26 protein-coding genes, 1 pseudogene and 1 riboswitch are annotated in these 25,840 nt (G+C 54.9%); of the genes and pseudogenes, 7 read left to right on the forward strand and 20 right to left on the reverse strand.

All coding sequences use genetic code 11. The annotated features are described in order from the left end of the window. Positions 1–109 precede the first annotated feature (109 nt). On the forward strand, positions 110–871 hold the full coding sequence (budC, locus tag HRR99_RS22450) for a meso-2,3-butanediol dehydrogenase (RefSeq protein WP_233125094.1): 762 nt from the start codon (positions 110–112) through the stop codon (positions 869–871). Between the two features lie 49 nt (positions 872–920). Here the strand turns inward: budC and HRR99_RS22455 are convergent, their stop codons facing one another. The 8 genes from HRR99_RS22455 to HRR99_RS22490 form a co-directional block, all read right to left on the reverse strand. Beyond that, the gene (locus HRR99_RS22455; RefSeq protein ID WP_113494179.1) at positions 921–1,145 is read right to left on the reverse strand and encodes a hypothetical protein; all 225 of its coding nucleotides are present in this window, start codon (positions 1,143–1,145) and stop codon (positions 921–923) included. Beyond that, positions 1,142–1,942 (reverse strand): exodeoxyribonuclease III, encoded by an 801-nt coding sequence (xth, locus tag HRR99_RS22460; protein WP_233125095.1) that lies wholly within the window; start codon positions 1,940–1,942, stop codon positions 1,142–1,144. Before xth ends, HRR99_RS22455 begins: the two co-directional genes overlap by 4 nt. Before the next feature lie 8 nt (positions 1,943–1,950). Beyond that, positions 1,951–2,127, reverse strand: a complete 177-nt coding sequence (locus tag HRR99_RS22465; protein ID WP_111839142.1) for a hypothetical protein — start codon at positions 2,125–2,127, stop codon at positions 1,951–1,953. A gap of 180 nt (positions 2,128–2,307) precedes the next feature. After that, a complete protein-coding gene (locus HRR99_RS22470) occupies positions 2,308–2,853 on the reverse strand; it encodes a DUF4142 domain-containing protein (protein WP_233125096.1) in 546 nt (181 codons plus the stop codon). A gap of 23 nt (positions 2,854–2,876) precedes the next feature. Beyond that, positions 2,877–3,971 (reverse strand): alpha/beta hydrolase, encoded by a 1,095-nt coding sequence (locus tag HRR99_RS22475; RefSeq protein ID WP_233125097.1) that lies wholly within the window; start codon positions 3,969–3,971, stop codon positions 2,877–2,879. Between the two features lie 34 nt (positions 3,972–4,005). Further along, positions 4,006–5,799, reverse strand: coding sequence for a YbhB/YbcL family Raf kinase inhibitor-like protein (locus tag HRR99_RS22480; protein ID WP_233125098.1), 1,794 nt, complete (start codon positions 5,797–5,799; stop codon positions 4,006–4,008). Between the two features lie 179 nt (positions 5,800–5,978). Then, positions 5,979–6,386 (reverse strand): TIGR02588 family protein, encoded by a 408-nt coding sequence (locus HRR99_RS22485; protein WP_233125099.1) that lies wholly within the window; start codon positions 6,384–6,386, stop codon positions 5,979–5,981. A 7-nt stretch (positions 6,387–6,393) separates the two neighbouring features. Beyond that, positions 6,394–7,257 carry a TIGR02587 family membrane protein gene (locus HRR99_RS22490; RefSeq protein ID WP_233125100.1) on the reverse strand — a complete coding sequence of 288 codons (864 nt, stop codon included), beginning with the start codon at positions 7,255–7,257 and terminating at the stop codon, positions 6,394–6,396. Between the two features lie 241 nt (positions 7,258–7,498). Here HRR99_RS22490 and HRR99_RS22495 point away from each other — a divergent pair, with 241 nt between their 5' ends. The 3 genes from HRR99_RS22495 to dinB all read left to right on the forward strand — a co-directional run bounded on the left by HRR99_RS22495 (position 7,499) and on the right by dinB (position 11,403). Further along, positions 7,499–9,565 (forward strand): ATP-dependent helicase, encoded by a 2,067-nt coding sequence (locus HRR99_RS22495; RefSeq protein ID WP_233125101.1) that lies wholly within the window; start codon positions 7,499–7,501, stop codon positions 9,563–9,565. Positions 9,566–9,574: 9 nt separating this feature from the next. Then, a complete protein-coding gene (locus HRR99_RS22500) occupies positions 9,575–10,252 on the forward strand; it encodes an SOS response-associated peptidase (RefSeq protein WP_233125102.1) in 678 nt (225 codons plus the stop codon). Positions 10,253–10,365: 113 nt separating this feature from the next. Continuing rightward, positions 10,366–11,403 carry a DNA polymerase IV gene (gene dinB, locus HRR99_RS22505; protein ID WP_422387375.1) on the forward strand — a complete coding sequence of 346 codons (1,038 nt, stop codon included), beginning with the start codon at positions 10,366–10,368 and terminating at the stop codon, positions 11,401–11,403. 147 nt (positions 11,404–11,550) lie between these two features. Here the strand turns inward: dinB and HRR99_RS22510 are convergent, their stop codons facing one another. From HRR99_RS22510 to HRR99_RS22520, 3 genes are all read right to left on the reverse strand, one after another. Further along, positions 11,551–12,531 (reverse strand): 3'-5' exonuclease, encoded by a 981-nt coding sequence (locus tag HRR99_RS22510; RefSeq protein ID WP_422387376.1) that lies wholly within the window; start codon positions 12,529–12,531, stop codon positions 11,551–11,553. A 294-nt stretch (positions 12,532–12,825) separates the two neighbouring features. Further along, positions 12,826–13,305, reverse strand: a complete 480-nt coding sequence (locus HRR99_RS22515; protein ID WP_233125104.1) for an MgtC/SapB family protein — start codon at positions 13,303–13,305, stop codon at positions 12,826–12,828. A 421-nt stretch (positions 13,306–13,726) separates the two neighbouring features. Further along, the gene (locus HRR99_RS22520; RefSeq protein WP_233125105.1) at positions 13,727–13,993 is read right to left on the reverse strand and encodes a hypothetical protein; all 267 of its coding nucleotides are present in this window, start codon (positions 13,991–13,993) and stop codon (positions 13,727–13,729) included. A 150-nt stretch (positions 13,994–14,143) separates the two neighbouring features. On the opposite strand from HRR99_RS22520, the gene HRR99_RS22525 reads away from it, so the two are divergent. After that, positions 14,144–14,797 carry a TetR/AcrR family transcriptional regulator gene (locus tag HRR99_RS22525; RefSeq protein WP_233125120.1) on the forward strand — a complete coding sequence of 218 codons (654 nt, stop codon included), beginning with the start codon at positions 14,144–14,146 and terminating at the stop codon, positions 14,795–14,797. Between the two features lie 333 nt (positions 14,798–15,130). Here HRR99_RS22525 and HRR99_RS22530 read toward each other — a convergent pair whose 3' ends face one another. From HRR99_RS22530 to HRR99_RS22560, 7 genes and pseudogenes are all read right to left on the reverse strand, one after another. After that, entirely contained in the window at positions 15,131–15,706 is a 576-nt protein-coding gene (locus HRR99_RS22530) for a DUF1349 domain-containing protein (protein ID WP_233125106.1), read from the reverse strand. Between the two features lie 159 nt (positions 15,707–15,865). Next, positions 15,866–16,840: a class 1b ribonucleoside-diphosphate reductase subunit beta gene (gene nrdF, locus HRR99_RS22535; RefSeq protein ID WP_233125121.1), complete on the reverse strand. Its 975-nt coding sequence runs from the start codon at positions 16,838–16,840 to the stop codon at positions 15,866–15,868. Between the two features lie 26 nt (positions 16,841–16,866). Next, positions 16,867–18,948: a class 1b ribonucleoside-diphosphate reductase subunit alpha gene (gene nrdE / locus HRR99_RS22540; RefSeq protein ID WP_422387377.1), complete on the reverse strand. Its 2,082-nt coding sequence runs from the start codon at positions 18,946–18,948 to the stop codon at positions 16,867–16,869. Positions 18,949–18,989: 41 nt separating this feature from the next. After that, positions 18,990–19,403, reverse strand: coding sequence for a class Ib ribonucleoside-diphosphate reductase assembly flavoprotein NrdI (gene nrdI, locus HRR99_RS22545; protein WP_233125108.1), 414 nt, complete (start codon positions 19,401–19,403; stop codon positions 18,990–18,992). A 9-nt stretch (positions 19,404–19,412) separates the two neighbouring features. Beyond that, entirely contained in the window at positions 19,413–19,637 is a 225-nt protein-coding gene (nrdH, locus tag HRR99_RS22550) for a glutaredoxin-like protein NrdH (RefSeq protein ID WP_111839607.1), read from the reverse strand. A 246-nt stretch (positions 19,638–19,883) separates the two neighbouring features. Further along, positions 19,884–20,102: riboswitch (cobalamin riboswitch) on the reverse strand. 161 nt (positions 20,103–20,263) lie between these two features. Further along, entirely contained in the window at positions 20,264–20,839 is a 576-nt protein-coding gene (locus HRR99_RS22555) for a GNAT family N-acetyltransferase (RefSeq protein ID WP_233125113.1), read from the reverse strand. Further along, positions 20,839–20,952, reverse strand: a pseudogene (locus tag HRR99_RS22560) (methionine synthase); the annotation flags it as partial. The pseudogene HRR99_RS22560 and the gene HRR99_RS22555, both read right to left, overlap by 1 nt. A 295-nt stretch (positions 20,953–21,247) precedes the next feature. Between HRR99_RS22560 and HRR99_RS23315 the strand changes: the two are divergent. Together HRR99_RS23315 and HRR99_RS22565 are read left to right on the forward strand one after the other, a co-directional pair. Then, positions 21,248–21,439, forward strand: a complete 192-nt coding sequence (locus HRR99_RS23315) for a DUF2934 domain-containing protein (protein WP_350225200.1) — start codon at positions 21,248–21,250, stop codon at positions 21,437–21,439. Between the two features lie 137 nt (positions 21,440–21,576). After that, the gene (locus HRR99_RS22565; RefSeq protein ID WP_233125114.1) at positions 21,577–21,792 is read left to right on the forward strand and encodes a SemiSWEET family sugar transporter; all 216 of its coding nucleotides are present in this window, start codon (positions 21,577–21,579) and stop codon (positions 21,790–21,792) included. Between the two features lie 79 nt (positions 21,793–21,871). On the opposite strand, the gene HRR99_RS22570 is transcribed toward HRR99_RS22565, so the two are convergent. Together HRR99_RS22570 and HRR99_RS22575 are read right to left on the reverse strand one after the other, a co-directional pair. Beyond that, positions 21,872–22,081, reverse strand: a complete 210-nt coding sequence (locus tag HRR99_RS22570; RefSeq protein ID WP_233125109.1) for a DUF6894 family protein — start codon at positions 22,079–22,081, stop codon at positions 21,872–21,874. Positions 22,082–22,761: 680 nt separating this feature from the next. Further along, positions 22,762–24,885: a putative bifunctional diguanylate cyclase/phosphodiesterase gene (locus tag HRR99_RS22575; RefSeq protein WP_233125110.1), complete on the reverse strand. Its 2,124-nt coding sequence runs from the start codon at positions 24,883–24,885 to the stop codon at positions 22,762–22,764. Positions 24,886–25,840: the final 955 nt, after the last annotated feature.

Here is a 25,840-nt window from a genome sequence, read left to right on the forward strand (position 1 = left end):
TCGTTATTGCCATTTGTCTGCATCCAATCGCCAAGACCTCTGCGCCGGGAACAACCCCGCACATGTCCCGTTTCAGAATTGGCACCACAGCACATTCAAGGAGATTTCAATGCAGCGATTTGCAGACAAGGTTGTCGTCGTGACTGGCGCTGGTTCAGGAATAGGCAAGGCAACGGCGGAGCGTTTCCTCAGCGAGGGCGCGATGGTGACCCTGGTCGGCCGCACGAAGGCAAAGCTCGAGGGCGTCGCCAAACCCTATGCTGAAGATCGGGTTCTGCTCGCCGAGGCTGACATATCGAATGACGGTGACGTGAGAGACCTGATTTCTCTGACGGTCGAAAAGTTCGGGCGCCTGGATGTTCTTGTCAACAATGCAGGTGTTGTCGCCCAAGGCGACGTCGGCACCCTCACCACAGATGATTGGCGCACGGTCATGGCGACAGATGTGGATGGCGTCTTCTACGCCAGCCGTGCGGCCATCCCACATCTGAAGTCGTCGCGGGGCTCCATCATTAACGTCAGCTCCGTATCCGGCACGGGTGGCGACTGGGGCATGGCAGCCTACAATGCCGCCAAAGGTGCCATTACCAACCTCACGCGGGCGATAGCGATGGACCATGGCAAGGACGGCATCAGGGTCAACGCAGTGTGCCCGAGCCTGACGCGCACCGGAATGACCGAGGACATGATGGACGACGACAAGCTGATCGCGAAATTCAACGAACGCTTCGCGCTCAGAGGCCCTGGCGAACCAGAAGACGTTGCGGCGGTGATCGCATTCCTCGCAAGTGACGACGCTCGGTTCGTGACAGGCGTGAACCTGCCTGTCGATGGTGGAATGTCGGCGTCGAACGGTCAGCCGCCTCAGTAAGATGTAGAACGGCCCCTGCGGGATTATCCTCCGGGGCCGCAACAAACCTTCAATCTACAGGTCGTTTGTCTTCCGCCGCTGGCCAGTCGTTGGCCGGCTCCTCGATCACATCATCATCTGCGGGATCTGGATCATGCTCATGAGCGACCAACATGCTGTTGACCTCCACGACGATGACACTGCAAGCGTCCTCATAGCTGACGCCGTTCACAACGAGACCATCGACCAGCTCTTCGAGCTTGGAGCGAACCTCACGTTTCCAATCATCGGTCATTTCTCTCTCCGTTTTTTGATGGGTTTTTCAGTAAGTTCAATCCAGACTGGCGCGTGATCGCTGGTGTGCTCCCAGCCACGCACGTGCTTGTCGACTTCGGCCTTCACGAGCTTTTCGGCGAGATCCGGGCTCAGCAAAAAGTGGTCAATCCGAAGTCCTGCGTCGCGCGCATATGCGTTCCGAAAATATGCCCAGAAGGTGTAGATCCGCTCCCTGGGATGGAGATGCCGTATCGCATCCGTCCAACCTTGGGCCACCAGATTCGCATAAGTCGCTTTAACCTCGGGCCGGAACAGCGCGTCGTCTATCCAGCGCTCAGGTTTGTAGACATCGAGATCGGTCGGCATGACGTTGAAATCGCCCACGAGAGCTACGGGTACCTCGAGCTCGAGAAGTTCGCTCGCGTAGGAATGCAGTCGCTGAAACCAGTCTAGTTTGTATTTGAACTTCGGCCCTGGGAATGGATTGCCGTTCGGCAGGTAGAGGCATCCCACAACCATTCCGTTGATGACAGCCTCAATGTAACGACTTTGGTCGTCATCCTGACCGCCGGGCATCCCGCGTCGCGTTTCCAGCGGCTCCTGACCTCTCGCGAGGATCGCAACGCCGTTCCAGGATTTCTGGCCATGCCATATCGCTCCATAGCCGACGCGCTCCAACGCCTTGTGCGGAAACTTGTTGGAGGGCGTTTTAAGCTCTTGAAGGCAGACGATATCGGGCTTCGCCTCATCCAGCCAACGAAGGAGGATGTCGAGGCGCCCGTTGATGCCGTTGACGTTGTAGGTGGCGATCTTCACCGAAGCGATCAGCGTTTGCGATCGCCCCTGTCGCCCTCACCCGATTTCGTATCGTGTTTCGCATCATGGTGTGCATCTGCCGAAAGCGAGCGGGAAACGTCGACGCTCTCCTTAAATTTCCCGTCCTCGTCGCGGCGGACATAACGCTTGTCGGTACCGGTATCGATCAATTCTCGCTTGGTCATCGAAGATCTTCCTTTTGGATTGAGTTACGAAGGCAAACGCGCTGCGTCCCTACTCTGATGTCTCAGAGACCAAACTCCCCTGCTGCAGCATTAGTTTCCAAAAAATGCCTTCGATGGCTCGCTAAACCGTCGAAGGAAAAACTAATAAAGCTTGGAAAAAAGAGATGGGACCACGAGCGCCTAATTTTTGGCGACCAGCATCTTCACATGAGACAGATGCGTCTCAAGGCTGGGCAACGTTTCCTTCGCGAAGCCAACGACGGTCTGATCGTCACCGGACCCCGCGTAGGTCCGAAACAGTGCAATCGCCTCCATATGCGCTTGCACCTGCATGTCGAGGTAAAGCATGTCGAAGTCCTTGCCTTTGGCAGCCTCCAACTGATCCATCATTTTCTGCTGCTTGGGCGCAAGAACGATTGGGGACGGCAGTGGCTCACCCTTCTTATCCAATATCCCCTTCAGCTTCTCGCCCGCCTTCTGGTGGTCGGCGATAATCATCTTTGCGGCATCCTTGAGATCGGCTGACTCCGCGGTCTGCAGAGCCAATTCGCTGGACTTGATCTCGAACTCGTTGGCGCTTGAGACAACACTGACGAAGGTAGGCCGGTCCATGACCATCATGGGTGCGGCATCGCCAGCAGGCTTGGCTTTCTGTTCTTGCGCCATAACAGGCTGGGCGAGCATGGCGACGGATAATGCCAGGTAGGATAGGTTTGAGAATTTCATATTCATGGTCCTTTGTGAGGCGATCACTTCGTTTTGGAAAATGCTTTTGTGAGGTCGGCATTGGCAGCATCGACAGCGTCCTTGGCCTTATCCACCACCTTGGCCATTCCGAAGAATTCGTGGGTCACGCCTTCATAATTCAGCGCATTCACCATCACGCCGGCAGCCTTGAGCTTGTCAGCGTAAGCTTCGCCTTCTGAGCGTAGCGGGTCGATCTGCGCAGTGATCACTGTTGCAGATGGCAGTCCCTCAAGGTCAGCCCGACCGACGAGATTGATCCGGGGATCTGCGGTCTCGTCTTTTGACGTGAACACATTCGAGACGAACCAATCCATATCGGCTTTGCCAAGCGGCGCTGCATTGGCATTTTCCTGATAGGATGGCGTGTTCATGTCGTTGCCCGCGATGGGATAGACCAGCAACTGGTGCACCGGCATCGTTGTCTTCTTCTCTTTCGCCATCAATGCGACGTTGGCCGCCAGATTGGCACCGGCGCTTTCACCCGCAACGGCGATCCGCTTGGCGTCGCCATTCAAAGTGTGAACGTTTTCAACTGTCCAGGTGTATGCAGCCCAGGCATCATCATGCTGAGCCGGGAACTTGCTTTCCGGCGCATGGTGATAATCGGCAGACACGACGATGGCTTTCGATCCCAGCGCAAGCGCTCTCGGTGTTGCGTCATAGGTGTTGATATCCGCCACAACCCAACCGCCGCCATGGAAGTACAGCACGACAGGAAATGGCCCCTTACCTTCGGGGATGTAGACGCGCGCGGGTAAAGCCCCGGCTGCACTTGGAATGGCGATATCCTTCGTTGCAACTCCCGCCTCTGGCATTGGCGAAATCTTCTTGTCTCGCTGAACCGTGCGTGCGGCATCGGCGGCACTTGCCTGCGTGCGCGCCTGTGGCACAGTCAGGCCGGAAAAGGGCTTTGCGTCGAGCCCTTTCAAAGCGTCCAGGACAGCCTGCATCTGCGCATCAGGCTTTGCCTGCTCAGTTTGCTGCGTTTGTTGGGACGGCTGTGCTGGAGCCGGTTGTTGCGCCCATACGGTTGCCGAAGACGAAAGCAACACGACCGCTAGGCTCGCGGCGCGAATGGTAGAACGTGAGATAGGCATGAGACTTCCTTTGAGACTGCGGTGTGACGTTTCGTTACTGCTTGAGTGGTTCGATCTTTTGCTGGTAGGTCCCAACGAGTTCACCCTTTCCGATGACATGGCCCGAAATGGCAGCCAGGAGCGCGTCACGGTCAGATGTCGGTGGCAGATCGATCATGGAATCGAGAGCGACGATCTGGATGTGATAGTGGTGCGGCTTGTCGCCCGGAGGTGGCTTCGGTCCGAAATAGCCGTGTGTTCCAGACGTGTTGCGACCCTGCAAAACGCCTTCCGGCTCCACCAGGCGAAGCTGCTCCTGTAAACCCTCTGGAAGCGTCGTCACCGTCGCGGGGATGTTCCATGCCAACCAATGAACGAAGGGCTTGAGCGGTGAGGAGTCCGGGTCCTCCATGATGATGGCGTAGGACGCAGCCTTTGGTACAGCACTCCATTTAAGGGCAGGTGAGACGCCGTCGGCATATTCGCTAAATTTTGCTGGGATCGCCTGATTGTTGGAGAACGCCTCTGTGGAAACCGTGATTTTGCCTTGTGTGTCTGTCTCGGAACGCTTCAAAGACAACGGCACATCTGCGCCTTTTTTTGCCTGTGCCTCCATGACATCTGACGGTGCCATGGCCGCCGTCTCAGCCTTTTTCGCATCACCCGTATAGGCAACGCGATAAATGACACCATTGGCATCATCCGCCATCAGCAGCGAACCGTCCTTGGCGACGGCAAGACCGACAGGGCGGGCAAAATGCGTCTTCCCACCATCCGTCAGGAAGCCAGTCAGGAAAGGCTCGATGGTTTTGGGCTGGCCGTTCTCGAAATGAATACGGACGATTTCATAACCCGACGCGGGGTTACGGTTCCATGACCCCCGCATGGTTGCAAAAGCATCTCCTGCAAATTCTTCAGGAAACGCAGTGCCTTTATAGAACTTCATCTGCATTGGAGCGGCATGAGCGGTGTAGCCGATCACCATTGGCTGGCTCTGGTCGCGCCATTGCTCTTTCGTCACGCCGCCAACCGGCGTGGACTGTGGATAGATGTCACCCGCACCATAGACGTGCGGCCAGCCGTATTGCTTGCCCTGCTCGATCTTGTTGAGTTCCTCTGCCTGAACCTCGTCACCCATCAGATCGATACCGTGGTCCAGGCCCCAGAGTTCCCCGGTCTGCGGCTGCCAGTCGTAACCAATCGTGTTGCGCAGGCCGGATGCGAAGATCGTCCGGCTCTTGCCGTCCGGCGTCGCGCGAATGATCGTTGCGTTTTCAGGGTTGCTTTCGTTGCATGCATTGCAGGTGGAACCGACGCTGATGTAAAGCATCCCGTCAGGGCCGAATTCGAGGACACGGTTCGGATGCTGGCCGGAATCCGGCAGATCGCCGATCATCATCTCGAGCTCGCCAAGGGTCCCATCGGCCTTGATGTCGGCAACAAAAACCTCCTTCACCGTGGCGAGATAGAGCCTGTCACCCTTGATTGCCAAACCATGAGCCTGCGCTCGAGACACGACCTGGATGGGCGCCCCATCAGCCTTGCCATCGTTGTTTTCGTCCTTGAGAAGCAGCACATCGCCTTCTTCCCGGCGGCTGACATAAATGAAACCTTTGTCGGACACGGCGATGATGCGGCTGTTGCCAAGTCCCTGGGCGAACGGCTTCACGGAGAAGCCCTCGGGCACCTTCAATTGTCCTACCCGCTCGCTTGTCGGTGCGACCTTGTTGGGCTTGAACACGTTGGTGGTGATTTGAACTTCAGTTCCATCGCCCTGCTGGGCATAGGATGTACTGCAAGCAAAAAGTGCCGCGACAATAGACGCAGCGCCGGTAACACGACGTATCATTAGGTACTCCTCCAAAGAATTCACACGCCGAACATGCGAGACTCTTCAAAGTTCCCCTTGGTGATATTGCCTGAATTACATATGTGCACGCGTCACCAAGCAACGCGGCCTGAATAGATAGCAACGACTGTCGTTACCGCAATGCGGTATTGGCGGCCCCGACCCTTGTGAATTGACGTTCAAGGCTCGTTGAAGGCTGACACGTGGAGAGCGATCCTGCCTTCGGGATCATTTCTGAAAATCAGACCTCCTCGCGCCTTTGATTTTCCGGGAACATAGTCGAGTACGGTGCTGGCTCTCTCGATGACATCGGAACCATCACGGATTTCACCGTGGACAGCGACCTGCGAAGCCGTTGCGCTTGCAACGTTCGACACCTCGAAAGATACCTGAAACCCGTTGCTGCGCTGTTCAGTGATGACTACGGTTGCGGCGAGGTCGGGTGATGTATCCTGATCGTTAAACGCGTCGTTTGCGATCCAGAAAATCACCACGAGTACGATGACTGCGGATACTAGTCCGGTGACCCACTCGACCCAGTGCGGATTTTTTGCCTCGAGACTTTTGCCGCCGGTTGTTTTGGTCATGAAACCCTCAAAGGATAAGTCGAGCGGCAGCCGCTCCAATCGCACCGGGAAAACTCAGGATGACGATCGCCATAAGCACCTGCGTGGAACCCAGGTCGTCAGTGCGGTGGAACGTCCAGAGACAGTAGGCGCTGATGGATCCTGCTATCACATAGCCAGGTAAGGTAAAGCGCACAAAGGCATGCCAGCTTGGCGTACCCTCCGCGAGATCGTGGCTTCCATGAAATGACAGCGCGTAAACGAATCCATGCATGACGATCAGCGACGCTGCGATGACGACAAGGCCGTGCCAGGGCGTCATCTTAAACGAAAGCAAGATCATCTCCTCGGTGGGCGCCACGTTCAGATTTAAAAACAGCGCACCGACCGCCATCAGAAAGAGCTCGCCGCCGTAACTCGTCTCGCGATCTTCAACTGGATCATCGTCATCCTCAGTTTCGTCATCGTCAGATTTGCCACCCAGTTGGCTACGGCCCAACATCGCACCAATGCTCGCCGGCACCGCCAGCAGAGCAATCATACCCACGATCTCGTGGGGCGTCTGACCCGCCTGCAACACGCCTATGGATGACAGAATCAGGGTGCTGGCAACCATGCCCAAAGCATAAGCGATGACGGCATCTCGGACAGATTGCCGCCAACCCGAGGTTTGCTCGAACCCTATCCGGCGAGACAAGCCGATCAATAGAGGCAGATTGATCAAAAGAAGGAGCAAAAGCCGGGTGCGATCCATGTAGAAGCCAAGCTCCCACATTTCCATCGTCATAAACATCGGCAGAGCGAACAGAAGAGCGCCCGCAACTCCGCGCGCGATTCCAGCAAGAAATTTGCTTGTATCGAATCCACCACTTGCGCCGTCTTTCGAACCCAACCTCGTTCTCCACAGAATGACTCTGGTCATGCGCGAGGACCGGATCGTCGCAATGCCGAACCTTAGCAGCATCTAAGAGTGGACGCGACGACAATCACGTCACGCTAATCAAGGACTTTTCAATATCCAACCCACCTGATAGGTTCTCACTTTGTTCGCGGTGATATTTGACGCGTCCATTGCGGTTTATGGAGCTTTGTCCATACCGAATTCAAAGTAGGCGCACATCAAGGATAACGGCATGGCGGTTGCCTATCTGGAAAAACTGAACGAGCAGCAGCGCAAAGCCGTCGAGCATGGCGTCGGGCTGGCTGAGGGCAACACAGCAGGGCCTCTGTTGATCATCGCAGGTGCCGGATCTGGTAAGACCAACACGCTCGCCCATCGCGTGGCGCATCTCATCGTCAATGGTGCGGACCCGCGACGTATTCTCCTGATGACCTTTTCGCGCAGAGCCTCCTCCGAAATGGCCCGCCGCGTCGAGCGCATCTGCCGCAATGTGCTGGGTGCCAATGCCGGTTTCCTGACAGACGCCCTTGCCTGGTCCGGCACTTTCCATGGTATCGGCGCAAGACTGCTGCGGATGTATGCCGAGCAGATCGGTCTCAATCTCGACTTCACCATTCACGACCGGGAAGACAGCGCCGACCTGATGAACCTCGTGCGGCACGAGCTCGGATTTTCCAAAACGGAAAGCCGCTTCCCGACAAAGGGCACCTGTCTCGCGATCTATTCACGCGCCGTCAACTCGGAGACGTCGCTGAACGAGATCCTGCGCCAGCACTATCCATGGGTAGCCACTTGGGAAGAACAGTTAAAGGAATTGTTCGGAGCTTATGTCGAGGCCAAGCAGGCGCAGAACGTGCTCGATTATGATGATCTCCTGCTCTACTGGGCGCAGATGGTCAGCGATCCCGATCTCGCCGACGATATCGGCAATCGTTTCGACCATGTCATGGTCGACGAATATCAAGATACCAACAAACTCCAGTCGTCTGTCCTGATGGCGCTCAAGCCCGGCGGGCGTGGCCTGACCGTCGTCGGCGACGATGCCCAGTCGATCTACTCGTTCCGGGCAGCGACGGTTCGCAACATTCTCGACTTCCCAACATCCTTCAGCCCTGCCGCTGATGTCATCACACTCGATCGCAATTACCGCTCGACCCAGCCCATTCTGGCGGCAGCCAATGGCGTGATTGAACTGGCGCGCGAGCGTTTCACCAAGAACCTGTGGACCGAGCGGGAATCGCTTGAGCGACCCAAACTCGTGACCGTCAAGGACGAGACCGAACAGGCCAATTTCATTGTCGAGCAAGTTCTGGCCAATCGTGAGACTGGCATGACGCTGAAACAGCAGGCTGTCTTGTTTCGCACATCCAGCCACAGTGGAACGCTTGAAGTCGAACTCACCCGTCGCAATGTTCCCTTCGTCAAATTCGGCGGTTTGAAGTTTCTCGACAGCGCCCATGTGAAGGACATGCTGGCCGTGCTGCGTTTCGCCCAGAACCCGCGAGACCGAGTTGCGGGTTTTCGTCTTCTGCAAATGTTGCCCGGTATCGGCCCCAAGAAGGCCGGTGTCATTCTCGACACGATATCGTCCGACCCCGAACCGCTCTTGACGCTTGCTGAAATTCCACCACCACCGAAGACAGGCGAAGACTGGACATTATTCGTCCAGTTGCTGGGAGGCCTTCGCAAAACGCAGGAAGGCTGGCCATCGGATATCGCGCGAGCTCGCCTGTGGTACGAACCCCATCTCGATCGCATCCATGAGGATGCCGATACTCGCAAGGCCGACCTCCTGCAACTCGAGCAGATTGCCAGCGGCTATCCTTCGCGCGAACGTTTCCTGACCGAACTGACGCTCGACCCACCGGACGCCACAAGCGATCAGGCGGGCGTACCGCTGCTCGATGAAGACTATCTCATCCTATCGACCATCCATTCGGCCAAGGGGCAGGAATGGCGTTCCGTGTTTATGCTGAATGTTGTCGATGGTTGCATACCATCGGACCTGGGGACAGGGACGACGCACGAGCTCGAGGAGGAACGGCGTCTGCTCTATGTCGGCATGACGCGGGCCAAGGACAGCCTGTCGCTCATCACCCCGCAGCGGTTTTTCACGCATGGGCAGAACTCGCAGGGTGACCGGCACGTTTATGCATCACGTTCGCGGTTCATCCCGGCGACGCTGCTGCAGTATTTCGAACCGATGGCTTGGCCGAAGGTCTCGGCCGCAGCATCTGAACGCAGTGCCCAGCAGATCCGCATCGATGTCGGCGCACGCATGCGCGGCATGTGGAAATAGGAGTGAGCGATGTGCAATCTCTACAACGTAACCACAACCCGTGACGCCGTCTTGCAGTTCACCAAGGCATTTCGTGATCTGGCAGGGTGGAACGAGGCAAGCTTCGACGTCTATCCCGGCTACCAGGCTCCCATCGTTCGCGTCGCCGAGGATGGAGCAAGAGAGATCGTCCGCGCGACATGGGGCATGCCCTCGCCTCCGGCCTATGTGAAGAACTACGATCCCGGCGTCACCAATATCCGCAATGTCGCGTCGCCGCACTGGCGTCGGTGGCTCGGACCGACCAGTCGCTGCGTCGTTCCCTTCACGTGCTTTGCGGAACCGGATCCTGCAAGCAAGGTCGGCGGCGGACGCGTGCCGAATGCCTGGTTTGCCAAGGATGAGACCAAACCCCTAATGTTCTTCGCAGGCTTTTGGACGCCTTGGAAAGGCATTCGCAAAGTCAGAGACGGAGAGCAGGAGTACGAGCTGTTCGGCTTCCTGACGACGTCGCCAAACGAGATCGTTTCACCCATCCACAAAAAAGCGATGCCTGCAATCCTGACGACGCCGGAAGAAGTCGATACGTGGCTGACAGCACCTTGGGACGAGGCGCGTCACCTTCAAAGGCCCCTCCCCGGCAACATGCTTGTCATCGTTCCTCCGGAAACAAAGCCCGACCTGCCGGAAGAAGGGCTGTTGTTGTGAAAAGATCGTATTGCATCTACCCGGCTCGTGAGCGAGTCGACTTCTCCGGGAAGCACAAGGTCAATCGGTAAGGCCCTGACATGCACCCCGTTCGCAAGATCATTCACGTGGATATGGATGCGTTCTACGCCTCCGTCGAACAACGTGACAATCCAGAGCTGCGTGGCAAGCCGCTGGCGGTCGGGGGATCTGCTGCCCGCGGTGTTGTGGCGGCCGCGAGTTACGAGGCAAGAGCCTTCGGCGTCTATTCAGCCATGCCATCGATTACTGCCAAGCGAAAATGCCCTGATCTGATTTTCGTGCCTCCTCGATTCGAGGTCTACCGTCAGGTCTCACAGCAAATCCGCGAAATTTTTGCGGAGTACACACCCGTCATCGAACCGCTGTCACTCGATGAGGCTTATCTCGACGTTACCGAGAACCTGAAAGGCATGGAGATCGCTACCGAAATAGCACTGGAAATCCGCGCCAAGATCAAGGCGGTGACCGGGCTCAATGCTTCTGCTGGAATCTCGTACAATAAGTTTCTGGCGAAAATGGCGAGCGACCTGAACAAGCCCAACGGCCAGGCCGTGATCACGCCGAAGAATGGCCCAGGCTTTGTCGAGGCCCTGCCCGTGAAGAAATTCCACGGGGTTGGCCCCGCCACGGCAGAGCGGATGAAACGACATGGCATCGAAACGGGTTTGGATCTGAAATCAAAACCACTCACATTCCTGCAACAACATTTCGGAAAGTCAGGTCCATACTTCTACGGTATCGCCCGAGGCATTGATGAGCGGCAGGTCAAAGCCAACCGCGTCCGAAAATCCGTCGGCGCCGAAGATACGTTTGTCGAGGACATCGACGCGCTCGATCTTGCTCAAGCCGAACTGCGCCCTTTGGCCGAAAAGGTCTGGCGGTACTGCGAAGCGCACGACATCACCGGAAAGACCGTGACCGTCAAAATCAAATATTCGGATTTTACCCAGGCAACACGAAGCAAAACGCTGGGCTTAGGTCTTTTGAGCGTTTCGACAATTCTCAACATCGCCGACGGGTTGCTAGCCTCGGTCTTCCCATTTAAACGCCCGGTACGCCTTTTGGGCGTGACACTTTCCTCGCTAAATGCAAACTGCGCAAAAGCACCACAGCTTGATTTAGGCCTTTGAACCAAGCGGAAACGTAACAGACAATTTCTTTGAAGCACAATTAAACAACGTTGGACGGCGATGTTTCTTCAGCCCTGGACAAGAGTGTCGCACTCTGAATGTCTAGAATTGTAATCCGATGTTTTGTCTTGAATACGGTCCGTCTGCTCAGGCTCGAAAGCGGTCGTAGGCCGTCAGGCGTCTAATGGGTGGGTCTGCATCGGCGTAACGGTAGATTTCATACTTTAGATACCGCAGCTCCTCATCAACGGCCTCCTCGCCGATCTCGATCCACCAGGCTTTAGGGCGACCATCACTTCCGTCAGACCAGCGATAGCCTCGAGCTTTTAGGTACTCCTTCATATCAAACGGACTGTTTTCGGCGAATATACGAACACACGATTTCTGGCTCGCTTCATAGAGTTCGGCAAAGGCCGTCGACGAATGCCCATCGACATGCCGAGCTAGAATTTCCAGAAGCGCAAAACAATCGTCGATAGCGCGGTGACCGTCATGGAAATAGCCTGCTTGCGCGATTAGGTAGCCTAGTTTGGTGCCTTCAAATCCGCGCGATGCCCAATTAACCTCGGAGTTTGAGCATGCCCAGGCTTTCTCTGAGAACAGGTGAGAAAGTGCCTCGCAAAACGGTCTATCAAATCCGGCGTTGTGGGCGATCAACACATCAGCCGGTTCGATCATCGCACGCAATGTATCCATGTCGATGGATTGTCCGGCGACCATCTCATCGGTGATACCAGTTAGTTTAATGATTTCCTCAGGAATCGGCATAGAGGGTTGCCGAAGTCCGCCATAGACCCCAGTGACATCACCGATGCAACCTGAGGAATCGAAGGTGAAGGCTATTACGCCAATCTCGATAATTTCATTCTTGTGAGCATTTAGTCCCGTGGTCTCAGTATCGAGAATGATGCCCTTAAGCAGGAATTCAGGCCGCGGGCTCGACACCACGGCGCGGTGCGTCAGTTTCTCGAGGATGCGATAGCGGCCTGTTTCCGAAAGGTGGCGAACCATATCGGCTTCGTCGAGTTGAGCGACAGATGGCTTGGCCTTGGACGTCTTGAGGGTTGGTGACATCGTCACTGGGTCGCGAGACACCTGTTCGGAAAACATGTCAAACTGCTCTGCCATCGTCACTGTCATCATCCTGCCGCAGCTTGGCACCTTGAAACATGAGCGGAGCGGCAAATCAACCATGTTTGCGCACGACGGCACCCACTCAGCCTTGGGAAGTGCCTTATCGCCGTCGTTCCAGTCGTAATCGCTCAATTTCGAGTGAGTGTTCCCCATAGGTGTAAGACCTAACCAGACGTAAGATCTTACGCCGGACTTAAACATTCCGGGATAGGGAACCGTCGTGATCAACAACGACGCACCAAACGGTCAGAGCCTCTGGGGTTCGCGCTGCCCCACTGCGCAAATCAATCAATCTTGGTCTGACGGGTTCAGCGGCAAATGGACCGGGTTTTCTGAAGCCTTGAAGTTCGTCATCAGCCGCAATGTCGCGAAGGTGGCAACCGACAGCACTATCGCCGTGTCATACGATCCCAACCCAACAGCAGCGCCTATAGCACCTGTGGCCCATATGCTTGCAGCCGTAGCCGTACCGCGTGTTCCCATTTTTCCGACAAGGATTGCTCCGCCGCCGATAAAGCCTACACCATTGATCAAGCCCTCAAGCACACGGGCAGTGGCCTCGGCATTGCCCGCGGTGATTGTTTCTGCAGCTTGTATGAACCCGCACGATGCGATCGCGACCAACGGAAACGTTCGCAGGCCTGCACTACGCTCATTTTGTTCACGGTCCCATCCAATGGGTAGCGCAAGAAGATATGCCACAAGGAGCGCGACAAGATGTGGTAAGATGTTGAGTTCAATGCCAATCGACACGAGCCATTCGTTCAAATGATATCCTCCCCACCTCACGTTGCCTAGCATTTTAGATTTTGAGCATGTTCAACTCAACCCTCGGCAACAGGTTCCAAAATGCCGAAGCACGAGATTAGATAGCCCAAATGGGAATTGAACAATTCTGCACTTGGTCCTATCCATGGCCACTGTAGAATGGGATATTCACCCGGCCTAGCGATCCCTGGTCAACATCATCCGCCAGAAGAACGGCCTGAACACATTGTTCGATGAGCATAGCCCAACGACGCACCCCTTAACATCTGTACGTCTGTCATGGCGTGCACCCGAAAAAGAAATCTGCAGCAGCGATTTTCGGGACCTGCTCAAGGCGTGCCACAAGATTCTCAATGTACGCCAGATTCGCTTTGCCGTCATACCCCTCGTGTGGGAAGGCGGTACAGGGCCGCATCTAGAGTCACATAGACGCGGAGCACGACTCAAAGGAACCCTCGAACAACGGCTGCATGGTGACTACGAGTGTACGTTTAGACGAAGCTGCAAGGCTCGTCGTTTGGCGCCTTCCAACAAGTCCTCTGCCATCTCGTGCCTTCAAAGCCCTGGCCGCCGAATACATCAAATCCCTAAAATCGGTCAGCGCAATGCCATCGGCGCGCATGACTGCAAGGATCAGCGGATCGCCGAAAATTTCAGTAAGGGTCATTTCGTCCGTCGTGTGGTTCATCGCGGTCTCCTTTCGACAGCGCCCTAAGCTCTCAAGTCGGCCTATTACTTGACAGGCTCACACTTGGGGTGTTACCGGTAAGTAACATTTGCATAATTACCGACCGGTAACACCTATGTCAACGCCGCCTCAGGATAAAAATTGAAACTCATGAAGCCCGAAAAATCTGAACACTCCTCCGAGCAGAAAATCGCGCCGCGTGACCGGATCGTATCAACGGCCTGTCAACTGTTTCGTGAACATGGGATCCGTGGCATAGGGGTTGATGCAATCGCTGAAGCCGCCTCGACCAACAAGATGACGTTATATCGACATTTCGGCTCTAAGGACGATCTTGTATGCGAAGCGCTGAAACATAGCTCTCGAAGGCTTGAGAAAGTCTGGGAAGATCTTGAAACAGAGAACCCGGGCGATCCGAGGGCTCAGCTTAGGGCCTGGGTGAAAATGCGCGCGCAATGTCTTTCAAGCGAGCCTTATGGATGTGATCTTGCCAATGCTGCGGTGGAGTTGAAGGAGCAAGGACATCCGGCGCATGCCATAATTGAAACATTGAAAGCGGAACAGCATTCCCGGCTCTCCGATCTCTGTCGTTCGACAGGTGTCAGCGATCCAGACCTTTTGGCTGATACGCTATCGATGCTGTTGGAGGGAGCGCGCGTCAGCAAACTTGCCGCCGGCAAAGAAGGTCCGTCGATGCGGTTTACGCGTGCTTGTGAAGCGGCGATGGTCTCGTTTGGTCTACGTGCGCCGGTTGCCCCCGAAATCCTGTGGAACACGGAGGAAGTGATACCTAGAGGACGATAGTAAAATATTTATCGACCAACCCAAATAGCTGTCAACTACGACCTCGCTCCTGCTTTATGCTTTATTATCGGACTTTCGCGTTGAAGGCTTTAAATGGAATCCAACATCTATTCATCGAGATAATGATTTAGGTGGAGTTTGTTAGCCAGGCAGCAATTTTCTCGTCAACGAAAGTAAGTGCGGGGTTTGCCGACGTTTTTCGCGATTATGATTGGTTTCGCGAGAATCTAATGTTCGACGAGCGGAGCGACCATTTTTGCCAATCTCTCCACAGCCAGAGTATGCCGCAGCAGACGCGGAAAGTGATGATCTGAAGACGAAGGCTTGCCACACCTATGTCAGGTCGTGCAGGTCCTTGCCGCGCGGCGGTCCGATATAAAATTCGGAAAACTTGACCTCAAGCCCCTCGCGCTCCGGCGTGCAGCACATGGGACCAACTTGGTAAGATCGGGCGACCGGAAACGGACAAAGGCGTAGAAGTGGCCAACGTATGCCGTCAGCGGAAAACTGTAGTCGAAGCACGCCACCAGCAACCGTGACCCGCAGATAGAAATCCGAGGGATCGCCGTCGTACGGGGAGGTCGACCAGTCGGAATGATCGACCGTCACCACACTGCCGATGCAGGCCGCCCCATCCGACAGCTCGATGCCGGACTTTATCCAACGGGTCTCGTCGATCCGGACCATGATCCCTGCTTGGTCATAGAGAGCTTCGTAACGAGCTTGAACCCGCACCGATGCGGTAAAATCGCCCTTCCATTCCGCGCCGAAGAAATGTCCGCTGTCTCGGATGAAACCATAATGGGTCTTGCGCCAGAAATCAGTACCTTTGTCGGTGCTCACGTTCAGCATATTGTCGCGGAGCGACCAGTTCAGGGGCTCATTGTACCAGAGGCAGGTGTCAAACATGGATTTTCCTTAATCAGTACAGCGTACGTTCATTGGCGACACGTGCATGGGTGACAATACCCCGTTTTAAGCGGTTTTCTGCCTTGAGTGGATTTGGACCATCACCACCTCCCTTTGAAACGAGACTTGATCACGGCTTTATTCGGATACTAGAAGAGCTTAGAAATCCCAATCCTCATCCTCTGTCGCAACCGCCTTACCAATGACATAGGACGACCCAGAGCCGGAGAAGAAGTCATGATTTTCGTCAGCATTCGGCGAGAGCGCTGACAAAATAGCCGGATTGACTTTGCAGGCTTCTGCCGGAAAGAGCGCTTCGTAACCGAGGTTCATCAGCGCCTTGTTGGCGTTGTAATGCAGGAACTTCTTGACGTCTTCCGTCAGGCCGACGCCGTCGTAGAGCGCTTCGGTGTATTTTGCCTCATTGTCGTAGAGTTCAAGCAAAAGATCGAAAGCGAAGTCCTTGATGTCCTGACGCTTCTGTTCAGGAAGACGGTCCACCGCGCGCTGGAACTTGTAGCCGATGTAATAGCCATGCACGGCTTCGTCGCGGATAATGAGGCGGATCATGTCGGCGGTGTTGGTGAGCTTGGCGCGGCTCGACCAGTACATCGGAAGATAAAAGCCGGAATAGAACAGGAAGCTTTCCAGAAATACGGAGGCGACCTTCTTCTTCAGCGGATCGCCGCTGTCGTATTCGCGCATAATCAGCGCCGATTTCCGTTGTAGGAACTCGTTCTCTTCCAACCAGCGATAGGCATCATCAACATCCGGTGTCGAGCACAGGGTGGAAAAGATGGAGGAGTAGGAACGCGCGTGGACCGCCTCCATGAAGGAGATGTTGGATAGCACCGCCTCTTCGTGCGGCGTCGCGGCGTCTGCCATCAGCTTGACCGATCCGACGCCGTTCTGGATCGTGTCGAGCAGGGTCAGGCCAGTGAAGACGCGGATGGTGAGTTGCTGCTCTTCTTGCTTCAGCGTTCCCCAAGATGGGATGTCGTTGGAGAGCGGCACCTTTTCCGGCAGCCAGAAATTACCGGTCAGGCGATTCCAGACTTCGAGGTCCTTGTCGTCTTCGATACGGTTCCAGTTGATGGCACGGGTGCGACTGACGGGCTTGACGGCGATGTTCATGTGTTGATCTTTCGAAGCGTTCTTGTTCACAGCGCGCATGACACGCAACCCTGCACTTCCGTGCCTTCCAGTGCCATCTGTCGAAGACGGATGTAATAAATGGTCTTGATGCCCTTCTTCCACGCGTAGATTTGCGCCTTGTTGATATCGCGCGTCGTCGCGGTGTCACGGAAGAACAGCGTCAGCGAAAGACCTTGGTCTACATGCTGGGTCGCCGCCGCATAGGTATCGATGATCTTTTCCGGGCCGATCTCGTACGCATCCTGGTAAAATTCGAGGTTATCGTCGGTCATGAAGGCGGCGGGGTAATAGACGCGGCCGATCTTACCCTCTTTGCGTATTTCAATCTTCGAGACGATCGGGTGGATCGAAGAGGTCGAATGGTTGATGTAGGAGATCGATCCTGTCGGCGGCACGGCCTGGAGGTTCTGATTATAGAGGCCTGAGGTCATAACCGCTTGTTTCAACGCAAGCCAATCCTCCTGCGTTGGGATCGAGATGCCTGCCGTCACAAATAGCTCGCGAACACGCTCTGTCGCTGGCAGCCATTCGCGTTCGGTGTATTTGTCGAAATACTCACCGGACGCATATTTCGAGTTCTCGAAGCCTTTGAAGCTGACGCCGCGCTCGGTCGCGATACGGTTCGAGGCGCGAATGGCGTGATAGGTGACCGTGTAGAAATAGATGTTGGTGAAATCGATGCCTTCGTCCGAACCGTAGAAGATGCGCTCGCGGGCGAGATAGCCATGCAAATTCATCTGTCCGAGACCGATGGCGTGGCTGTCGTCATTGCCTTTCTCCACCGACGGCACGGAGGCAATATGGCTCATGTCAGACACCGCCGTGAGCGACCGGATCGACGTCTCGATTGTTTTTCCGAAATCGGCGCTGTCCATGGCAGCAGCGATGTTCAATGAGCCGAGATTGCAGGAAATATCCTTGCCCATCACCTTATAGGAGAGGTCGTCATTATATTCGCTGGCGTCGCTGACCTGCAGAATTTCCGAGCAGAGATTGCTGATGGAAATGCGTCCTGCAATCGGGTTTGCCCGGTTCACCGTGTCTTCGAACATGATGTAGGGATAGCCGCTCTCGAACTGTATCTCGGCAATCACCTGGAAGAAGTCACGGGCCTTTATCTTCTTTTTCTTGATCCTCGCATCCGCGACCATCTCCCGGTATTTTTCCGTCACGGATATCTCGGTGAAGGGAATGCCATAGACGCGCTCGATATCGTATGGCGAAAACAGGTACATGTCCTCGTTGTTCTTCGCCAGTTCGAAGGTGATGTCAGGCACCACGACGCCGAGTGACAGGGTCTTGATCCTGATCTTCTCGTCAGCATTCTCGCGCTTGGTGTCGAGAAAACGCATGATGTCGGGGTGATGGGCGTTAAGATAGACGGCACCTGCGCCTTGGCGCGCACCAAGCTGGTTGGCGTAGGAAAAGCTGTCCTCAAGCAGCTTCATCACAGGAATGATGCCCGATGACTGGTTCTCGATCTGCTTGATCGGGGCGCCAGCCTCGCGAATGTTCGTCAGTGACAAGGCAACGCCGCCGCCACGCTTGGAAAGCTGCAGCGTTGAATTGATGCCGCGTGCGATGGATTCCATATTGTCTTCCATGCGCAGCAGAAAGCAGGAAACAAGTTCGCCACGTTGTTTTTTTCCTGCATTGAGGAATGTAGGCGTCGCGGGCTGGAAGCGGCCGGCGATGATCTCATCGACCATGTCTCTGGCAAGTTCTTCGTTGCCTTGCGCCAGCGCCAGCGCCACCATGCAGATGCGGTCTTCGTAGCGTTCGAGATACCGTTTCCCGTCAAAGGTCTTCAATGTGTAGCTGGTATAATATTTAAACGCGCCAAGAAATGTTGGGAAACGGAATTTCTTGGAAAACGCATGATCGAATAGATCACGCACGAAATTGAACGAATATTGGTCCAGAACCTCACGTTCGTAATAACCCTCAGTCACGAGATAATCGAGCTTTTCCCGCAGGTTATGGAAGAACACCGTGTTTTGGTTGACGTGCTGAAGGAAGTACTGCTTGGCCGCCAGCCGGTCCTTGTCAAGCTGGATTTTGCCATGCTCGTCGTACAGATTCAGCATTGCGTTGAGAGCATGGAAGTCCAGTTCGGATTCCGATGTTTTCAAAGGCTTTTCAATTGTGGTCGCGTCCAAAATCGTTCCAATCCGTGTTTGACGTTCGCGACGTCTTCATCCGTGCCTAGAAGCTCGAACCTGTAGAGGTACGGCACCTGACATTTCTGGGAGATGACATCGCCGGCGATCCCGTAGGTCGCCCCGAAATTGCTGTTGCCCGCGGCAATCACGCCACGAATGTTTTTCCGGTTGTCCGCATCGTTGAGGAAGCGGATTACCTGTTTTGGAACGGCCCCTTTTCCACCTTCGCCGCTGTAGGTGGGAAGGATCAGAACGTAGGGCGCTTCGACCTGAATGCTCTCGGAAAGACTGAGGGGAATGCGCCGCGCACTTATCCCCAGTCGTCCGACAAAACGATGGGTGTTTTCCGACCGGCTGGAGAAATAGACGATCTGACCCATTGCTCTGGCTCAGGCCGCAAGCGTGCTGATCATATCCGGGCGAAAGCCCGCCCAATGGGTCTCGCCAGCGACGACGACGGGAACCTGTCGGTACCCAAGCCCTTGAACCAGGTCGTAGGCGCTGGTGTCTTCGGAGACATCAACGATGGTGTAGTCGATGCCCTGTCGGTCAAGAGCGCGGGTAGTTGCTGTGCACTGTACGCAGGCAGGCTTGCTGTAGACGGTAACGGTCATGATGATCCTCGTGAAATTTGTATAGGCGTGCGATATCAATAAGGCGTTGGAAACGCCCATGCGGAAGTTCAGGGATGGATGGCAGCCGAAAGCGACTACGGGCGTTACGGCCCGCTATTCACGCGGATACTGACTAGAATGATGCGACATTGACTTCACCCCGAAGTGGTTGATGCGGAGCTCAGGGGAAGCGGCACGCGCAGGATCATCCCGCACATGACTCGCGACCTTCGGACACCCCGCCCGTGGACGTATTCGTTTGAGGCAGGTCTCCTGGCTCACGGGTCGTCACATCCATCTCGCCTTCCCGAAACCTTCCGGCGCCAGTGGCTATTGAGAGGATGCTCGCCGCTTACAGTTGCGGGGGCAGCTCCGGCATTGCTCCGTCCAGAAAGGACATCACGCACCGTATTCCCGTCTTAGCTCCCGACGCGAATCGGAAGAACCTCGAACACTAGATATAGTATATGAGGAGATAGTCGCGTCAACTCTTAGGAGGGTGGCGGTTAGAAAATTACGTCCTCATCCACACCAGCCTGTGGATAACAGTCTCATCAGACAGCTTGAAAGTTCAGCTTTTAATGGCCGCATACAAGCCGTATATCAAGCCTCGATTTTGCGTTTCGTCAACGTTCGGAGCGCAACGGCTTGTCGAAATCGACGCTCGTCTCGGTTCCACGGTTGGACGGATAGGAGAATTGGCCGAATGCGCCATAGCCCTGGCTTTTCCAGAACCCGAGTGTTTCCGGTGTCTGAGCATCGGCATGGAGATAGGACGAGGTGTACTTAAACTCGGATGCCCGGCTCTCCAGGGCCGCCACAATCTTTGTGCCAAGCCCTTTACGACGGACGCTAGAATCAAGGTACACGCGGACAATCTGACATACCTTTTCGCCGTCGCTATAGCGATGTCGTAGGCGCTCCTTCGTGGAAGGTTTGTTCTCGATCGCGTAGAGACCTCCGGCCGCAATGATGTGTCCATCTCCGTCCCGGACAACGAGAAAACTGCCTTGCCTTTCGCGGGAGAACCAGTTGTCCGGCTGCGCCGACAACAGCGAATCTAGGTCAGAATGCCAGGCGGGAGTGTAGTCGATCCCGTAGACGTTCTTGATCATCCGCAGGCAGAAGGTCCTCGCTTCAGCTCGGACGGCGGACTGTGCTTCATCATTCAGCCATTCCAGGGAGAGGTCATTGATGAGCATCAAGCCGCTAACTTTCTGCGGATAATTTCCGCCCCTGCACCGAGTGCGCGCAGCTTCGCTGTCGCCACATGACGCGGAAGCGGTGCCATGCCGCAATTGGTGCATGGATAGAGACAATTGGTCACCCGGTGGAGATGATGACAATCAGCTTGCAAGATTTGCGGGACTGACTATCGCAATCGGTTGATCGTGCGGATCAACCTAAGAACAACGATCAATCCTTTCGACATCCAAGAGACCAGCAAATCATGTGATTTGCTCCCTCGTCCGTTGACTGATGCTATCCTCGCTAAGCGCTGCAAAAAACGAAAATCGTTCCTTCAAGCCTCAGGAACATTGTTGACGCTAAACAGTTGAGAGGCCTGCCAATCCAGCTCGAATATCAACAAAGGAACGCAAGCAGCACAAATGAACGAGAAACGGGATATCTGGGTCAGCGCTCGCGCATATGCACTCTGGGAAGAAAACGGGCGAATAAACGGAAGCGATCATGAACACTGGCTGCAAGCTGTCCGAGAATACGAGCTTATGATGCAAACCCGGGCATCACCTGATGGCTTGGAAATAATGGCCAGCCGAAAGGGCAAAGAAACAAGTTAGTCGTTCGCCAAAGCAACAATGGTCGATAGTATCGAAAATCAGCATGAGAGGCTGCCTGCTGTCCCCTCATAATAGCAACATCGTGACGAAGGAAACCTTCATTGGATACTGCTCTTTTGGTCGGATACCTCGCCTCAATGTGTTCTGTGTCAAGCTTCGTTCCACAGGTCTACAAGGTTGTCAGGACCGACGATACGAAGGCAATCTCAACAGGAATGTACTGTCTCACGGTTACAGGATTTGCGCTCTGGACCGCATTCGGGGTGATGCGCACCGAATGGCCTATCATCCTGACAAATTCCGCTTGTTTCTTTTTATCCCTGGTCATTCTCGTAAAGAAGCTAAGATCGTAGGCGCTCTCGAGCAGGTGTCCACAACAATCTGTCCGAGTTGGATAAAGGTGAGAGGCTGAATGGGTCGAGCGGGAGCGCGTTACGCGTCTTCAGCAATCACACCTCTGGACACTGAATTCAACGGTATCCTGTCCATTAAAGACCTATCCGAGCGCGCAATTTCAAAATAGATTTCGTTTAGGTCGTCACTGTTGATCATTCTGTCCGCGGCCAGTTCTCGCGCAGTCTTCATCGCCTCTACACACGCATTTTTGTCATTCGCAAATTCGGCACCGTGCTCGTCGATCATCTCGCCGTCTTCATCGTAGACCCGGAAAAAATATATTGGCATGGCGTTACCGTTCGAGTGGGGGAGCGATTATTTTCCCGGTCCGTCAGTTTGAATATGGTGGGCTTCGAGAAGCACGATCATCTCGTCTGCCTCGTCCTCTGTCAGCGCATCAATAGGAAGCTCATCGACTGTAGCCGGACTGCCGTGACAAAGTCGATGACGGTCCAAAATTCATCATGGAGGTTTTTTCGTTTTTCGAACCGGCTCATGATGTAATTTCAGCAAAATGACTTTGTGGGTCAATATGACTTCTTGCGACCGATAACTTCCAGTCCAGCAGATTACATTGCGGCTTCTGCAACGGGTGCCGCACCGTGGCGGCCTTTGGCGAGACGGTCAAAGACCCTGATGAGGCACTTTAACCCCACCCAACGACCCTAAAGTTCTACGTTTCCGTGCCTCTCTTGCGAATTGGCTCAACTATAGGCGCGCTTCATGTGAAATCTGAAGATCGCGCCAGAGCCAGGCGCCTCCTTGATCGCCGTCTCAACGAACGCCGACAGACCATCAATGTTACGCCGGATGCCGGCCACTTCTCAGGACAGATAGACCCTTACATTTCCCTTTAGGACCGATGATGCTGCCTCCACGCGAAGCAACCAGCGACGATGCACCTCGGCATTCATGTCCCCTGCGACTTAGCAAGCGGTAGAAGAGTCGGTCCTGCTTGGTGGTAAGGCAGACATCTGCAGAAGCACCGTAACGTCCGCACGCGCCATTGGGCGCGACATCAGAAACCCTTGGATGTTATCGCAGCCCAACGATTTCAGCGCATCTCTCTGCTGGTTGGTTTCGACCCCTTCGGCGGTTGTTTGTAGCCCGTTGGCACGCGCCATCTTGATGATCGCTTCGACAATCGCGCTGTTCCGGCCCTCGCCCATACCAGTGATAAACGACTTGTCGATCTTGAGCCTGTCGACAGTCACGTTTTGAACCCTTGAGAACGAAGAGTACCCGGTGCCAAAATCGTCGATTGCAAATCTTACCCCTGCCGCTCTCAGCATCGCGATGTTTCGCTCGGTCTCTTCCTCACTATTAATGGCCAAGCTTTCTGTTATCTCGATTTCCAATCGAGCCGGCTCGATCCCCCATTTGGCCAGGGTAGAAAGAACCCGCAGTGGGTAGCCAGCAGAAGCGAGTTCGGAGGCGGATGCATTCACGGCGACACTGATGGGAGGCAACCCGGCGATCAGGCTGCACGCGTCCTCCAAGACATGAGCGCCAATCTTGTTGATCACGCCAATCTCCTCTGCAAGCGGGATAAACATATCCGGAGCGATAGAGCCTAGCTCTGGATGTTTCCACCGCGCCAGCGCCTCGACCGAGCAAGGTTGCGAGCTGTCAGCACAGTAGACCGGCTGGTAAACAACCTCAATCTGCGTCCCCGTTGACAATGCCTCGCGAAGATCATGCTCCAGTTTTCGGCGGGTGCGGAGAAGTTCGTCCATATGATCGCCAAATAATGCATATGTATTCCGTCCCGCAGCTTTTGCGTGATAGAGCGCGATATCCGCCTTCCTCGTCAGCTCGACAGGATCCACGTTTACACCTGTTGCGATCGCCGCACCGACGCTCGCACCAATGGAGCCATATACTCCGTCGATCTCAAAAGGCTCGCGCAGGCACGCGACGATTTTGTCTGCGACGGCGACGACCTCGTCGGCGTTCGTCCTCTCGAGCAAGACGGTGAATTCGTCGCCTCCGATCCGTCCGATCAGAGCGTCCGGGAGAATTTCCCTCATTCGCGCAGCAACGAGAGAAATCAGCCTGTCACCGGTTGGATGTCCGTATGTGTCGTTGACCGCTTTGAACCGGTCGAGGTCAATGAAGAGCACGCTGAATACGTCCTCAGGCAATGCTTTCCTCAGGCGCCCCGCGAGCTCATTATTAAAATAACCCCTGTTCGCGAGGCCCGTCAAAGTGTCGCGAAGCGCCAAATGTTGAAGTTCCCGGCGATTGGAATTGAGTTTAACCGAGCGTCGCCAGATTCCATGCCCGGCCAGGCTGGCGGCGATGAATATGCCAATGACGGAAAGTCCGATAACCGGGAGGGTTGCCTGCAAAACGCTCCTGCCCGGTTCAAATGGATGCCAGTTAAAGTACCCTATCACCTTTCCAGACTTCGAGGTGAGGGCGATATGGGAGTGGCGCTTGTCGCGTGGCATCTCCGTTGTGAACTGCATCTCGGCGAACTGGTATTCGCTACCTATTTCAGACGGGAAGTCTCGATCCAAAAACCGTACCGCGACATGCTGGTTCTCTTCGCCCGCCTGCTGCTCGATCTCGCCTGTGTCAGACAGAATAGGTTTGACACTGACCACAGCAGGTCGTTCCCCTACATAGGTCAGATCACTCTCGCCGATTGACAGTACCGTGTCCGAAACACCCTCATGGTCTCCTGCAGCCATCCTTTCACGCAGCCGTTTCGCCATCGGACTGTAAGCCAAGCGAAGGTCTTCCTGTGACACCTCGCTGGCTGATTTTGAAATATATTGGTAGATGGGCAGCCCATTGGCAGAAAGCACGACGGCGGCATCATGGCTGAAGTAGGTGTCCATCCACTGCCCAAGGTTCACGTTAAGCCAATCCTGATCACGGTCCTTAGTTCTGATGACGGCGTCGTCCCACACGGTGGCACTCTCTTGATCGTGAGCGACCGAAGATCGGATTTTTGAAACGATGAGGGTGGCCAAACCCTTCTGCCGTTCCACGGCGACCTCGTCAATTTCGGCGGCAGACCAGTAAAGGGTGCCGAGTAACATCGCTCCAACCAAAGCGGACACGCTTGCCGGAAGGCCCCATTTCGCGAACCATTGTGACTGCCTAATCATGCGCCATCTGCCTTTTCGTTGGACAAACCCTACAGCATCTGGGTTAAGCCTGAGGGAATGGACAGAGTTAACGATCCTCTTTTCCTTCGCTCCAAATTACCAGGTTCCCTAGCGCGCTATGAGCATCGTAATCGAGGTGCTGTCCACCTTTGTAGTTGAGGCTCAATGCGGCTCGAAACATCATTAATCCCATGCGGATAGCGTCCAACGGGAAGATGAGTACAGGCGCCTTGCGCTATGATCTGCCAAATCCGAACCGATCCACTGGAATAGCAACCGGCTTGAACTGAATCGACCCGAGGTCCGGCTCCAAGGGATTGATCATTTGTGCGACGACCTGATATCCGATCGACAGGTCAGCAATTCCTGCATTGTCGGCCTGTGCCAACCTGAACTTCTAAATAGTTTGCAGTCCCGCCCCGGTCTGGGGGGCAATTTGAGAGGTAGGAAATGCCTGAGCTCATCTCAAAAGAAGATGCACGTCTGTGTGCCAGTATCGTCAAGGAGGTCGCCCGTGCGCAAGGTCTCGTTCGAGAGCCGTCCGCGATTGGGAGGCTAACGGTATCAGTGGCCAGGCTCTACAATAAAGGCCTGCGAGATCGCGACCAGCTTCTTGCTGCGGCATTGCTTCTACCAAAGTGATGACAAGTTAAATGAGGAAACCCATCGATGGTATTCTCAATCCTTGGCATGTGACGTAGGACTGCCGGGGCTTACAGTATCAGGCTGTTAACGCGGATCACATATTCTTTAGAGTGTCCGCTGCTCGCAGCAGCTACGGAAGCCGCGCTGGACGGTTATCCGTCAGTCCGAGAAAGACCTATGTTCAGTGTTGTCTATCTTATAGTTGTGACTTTCGCTTTGATCGTAGCGGTGGCTTCGGGTG

The organism is Agrobacterium vaccinii, from assembly GCF_021310995.1.
Taxonomy (GTDB): domain Bacteria; phylum Pseudomonadota; class Alphaproteobacteria; order Rhizobiales; family Rhizobiaceae; genus Agrobacterium; species Agrobacterium vaccinii.

What these genes read in the sequence shown, in the direction of transcription:
- budC (WP_233125094.1), top strand. Translation starts at nt 110, where the DNA reads ATGCAGCGATTTGCAGACAAGGTTGTCGTCGTGACTGGCGCTGGTTCA.
- HRR99_RS22455 (WP_113494179.1), bottom strand. Translation starts at nt 1,145, where the DNA reads ATGACCGATGATTGGAAACGTGAGGTTCGCTCCAAGCTCGAAGAGCTG.
- HRR99_RS22465 (WP_111839142.1), bottom strand. Translation starts at nt 2,127, where the DNA reads ATGACCAAGCGAGAATTGATCGATACCGGTACCGACAAGCGTTATGTC.
- HRR99_RS22470 (WP_233125096.1), bottom strand. Translation starts at nt 2,853, where the DNA reads ATGAAATTCTCAAACCTATCCTACCTGGCATTATCCGTCGCCATGCTC.
- HRR99_RS22475 (WP_233125097.1), bottom strand. Translation starts at nt 3,971, where the DNA reads ATGCCTATCTCACGTTCTACCATTCGCGCCGCGAGCCTAGCGGTCGTG.
- HRR99_RS22480 (WP_233125098.1), bottom strand. Translation starts at nt 5,799, where the DNA reads ATGATACGTCGTGTTACCGGCGCTGCGTCTATTGTCGCGGCACTTTTT.
- HRR99_RS22485 (WP_233125099.1), bottom strand. Translation starts at nt 6,386, where the DNA reads ATGACCAAAACAACCGGCGGCAAAAGTCTCGAGGCAAAAAATCCGCAC.
- HRR99_RS22495 (WP_233125101.1), top strand. Translation starts at nt 7,499, where the DNA reads ATGGCGGTTGCCTATCTGGAAAAACTGAACGAGCAGCAGCGCAAAGCC.
- HRR99_RS22500 (WP_233125102.1), top strand. Translation starts at nt 9,575, where the DNA reads ATGTGCAATCTCTACAACGTAACCACAACCCGTGACGCCGTCTTGCAG.
- dinB (WP_422387375.1), top strand. Translation starts at nt 10,366, where the DNA reads ATGGATGCGTTCTACGCCTCCGTCGAACAACGTGACAATCCAGAGCTG.
- HRR99_RS22510 (WP_422387376.1), bottom strand. Translation starts at nt 12,531, where the DNA reads ATGGCAGAGCAGTTTGACATGTTTTCCGAACAGGTGTCTCGCGACCCA.
- HRR99_RS22520 (WP_233125105.1), bottom strand. Translation starts at nt 13,993, where the DNA reads ATGAACCACACGACGGACGAAATGACCCTTACTGAAATTTTCGGCGAT.
- HRR99_RS22525 (WP_233125120.1), top strand. Translation starts at nt 14,144, where the DNA reads ATGAAGCCCGAAAAATCTGAACACTCCTCCGAGCAGAAAATCGCGCCG.
- HRR99_RS22530 (WP_233125106.1), bottom strand. Translation starts at nt 15,706, where the DNA reads ATGTTTGACACCTGCCTCTGGTACAATGAGCCCCTGAACTGGTCGCTC.
- nrdF (WP_233125121.1), bottom strand. Translation starts at nt 16,840, where the DNA reads ATGAACATCGCCGTCAAGCCCGTCAGTCGCACCCGTGCCATCAACTGG.
- nrdE (WP_422387377.1), bottom strand. Translation starts at nt 18,948, where the DNA reads ATGCTGAATCTGTACGACGAGCATGGCAAAATCCAGCTTGACAAGGAC.
- nrdI (WP_233125108.1), bottom strand. Translation starts at nt 19,403, where the DNA reads ATGGGTCAGATCGTCTATTTCTCCAGCCGGTCGGAAAACACCCATCGT.
- nrdH (WP_111839607.1), bottom strand. Translation starts at nt 19,637, where the DNA reads ATGACCGTTACCGTCTACAGCAAGCCTGCCTGCGTACAGTGCACAGCA.
- HRR99_RS22555 (WP_233125113.1), bottom strand. Translation starts at nt 20,839, where the DNA reads ATGCTCATCAATGACCTCTCCCTGGAATGGCTGAATGATGAAGCACAG.
- HRR99_RS23315 (WP_350225200.1), top strand. Translation starts at nt 21,248, where the DNA reads ATGAACGAGAAACGGGATATCTGGGTCAGCGCTCGCGCATATGCACTC.
- HRR99_RS22565 (WP_233125114.1), top strand. Translation starts at nt 21,577, where the DNA reads ATGTGTTCTGTGTCAAGCTTCGTTCCACAGGTCTACAAGGTTGTCAGG.
- HRR99_RS22570 (WP_233125109.1), bottom strand. Translation starts at nt 22,081, where the DNA reads ATGATCGACGAGCACGGTGCCGAATTTGCGAATGACAAAAATGCGTGT.
- HRR99_RS22575 (WP_233125110.1), bottom strand. Translation starts at nt 24,885, where the DNA reads ATGTTACTCGGCACCCTTTACTGGTCTGCCGCCGAAATTGACGAGGTC.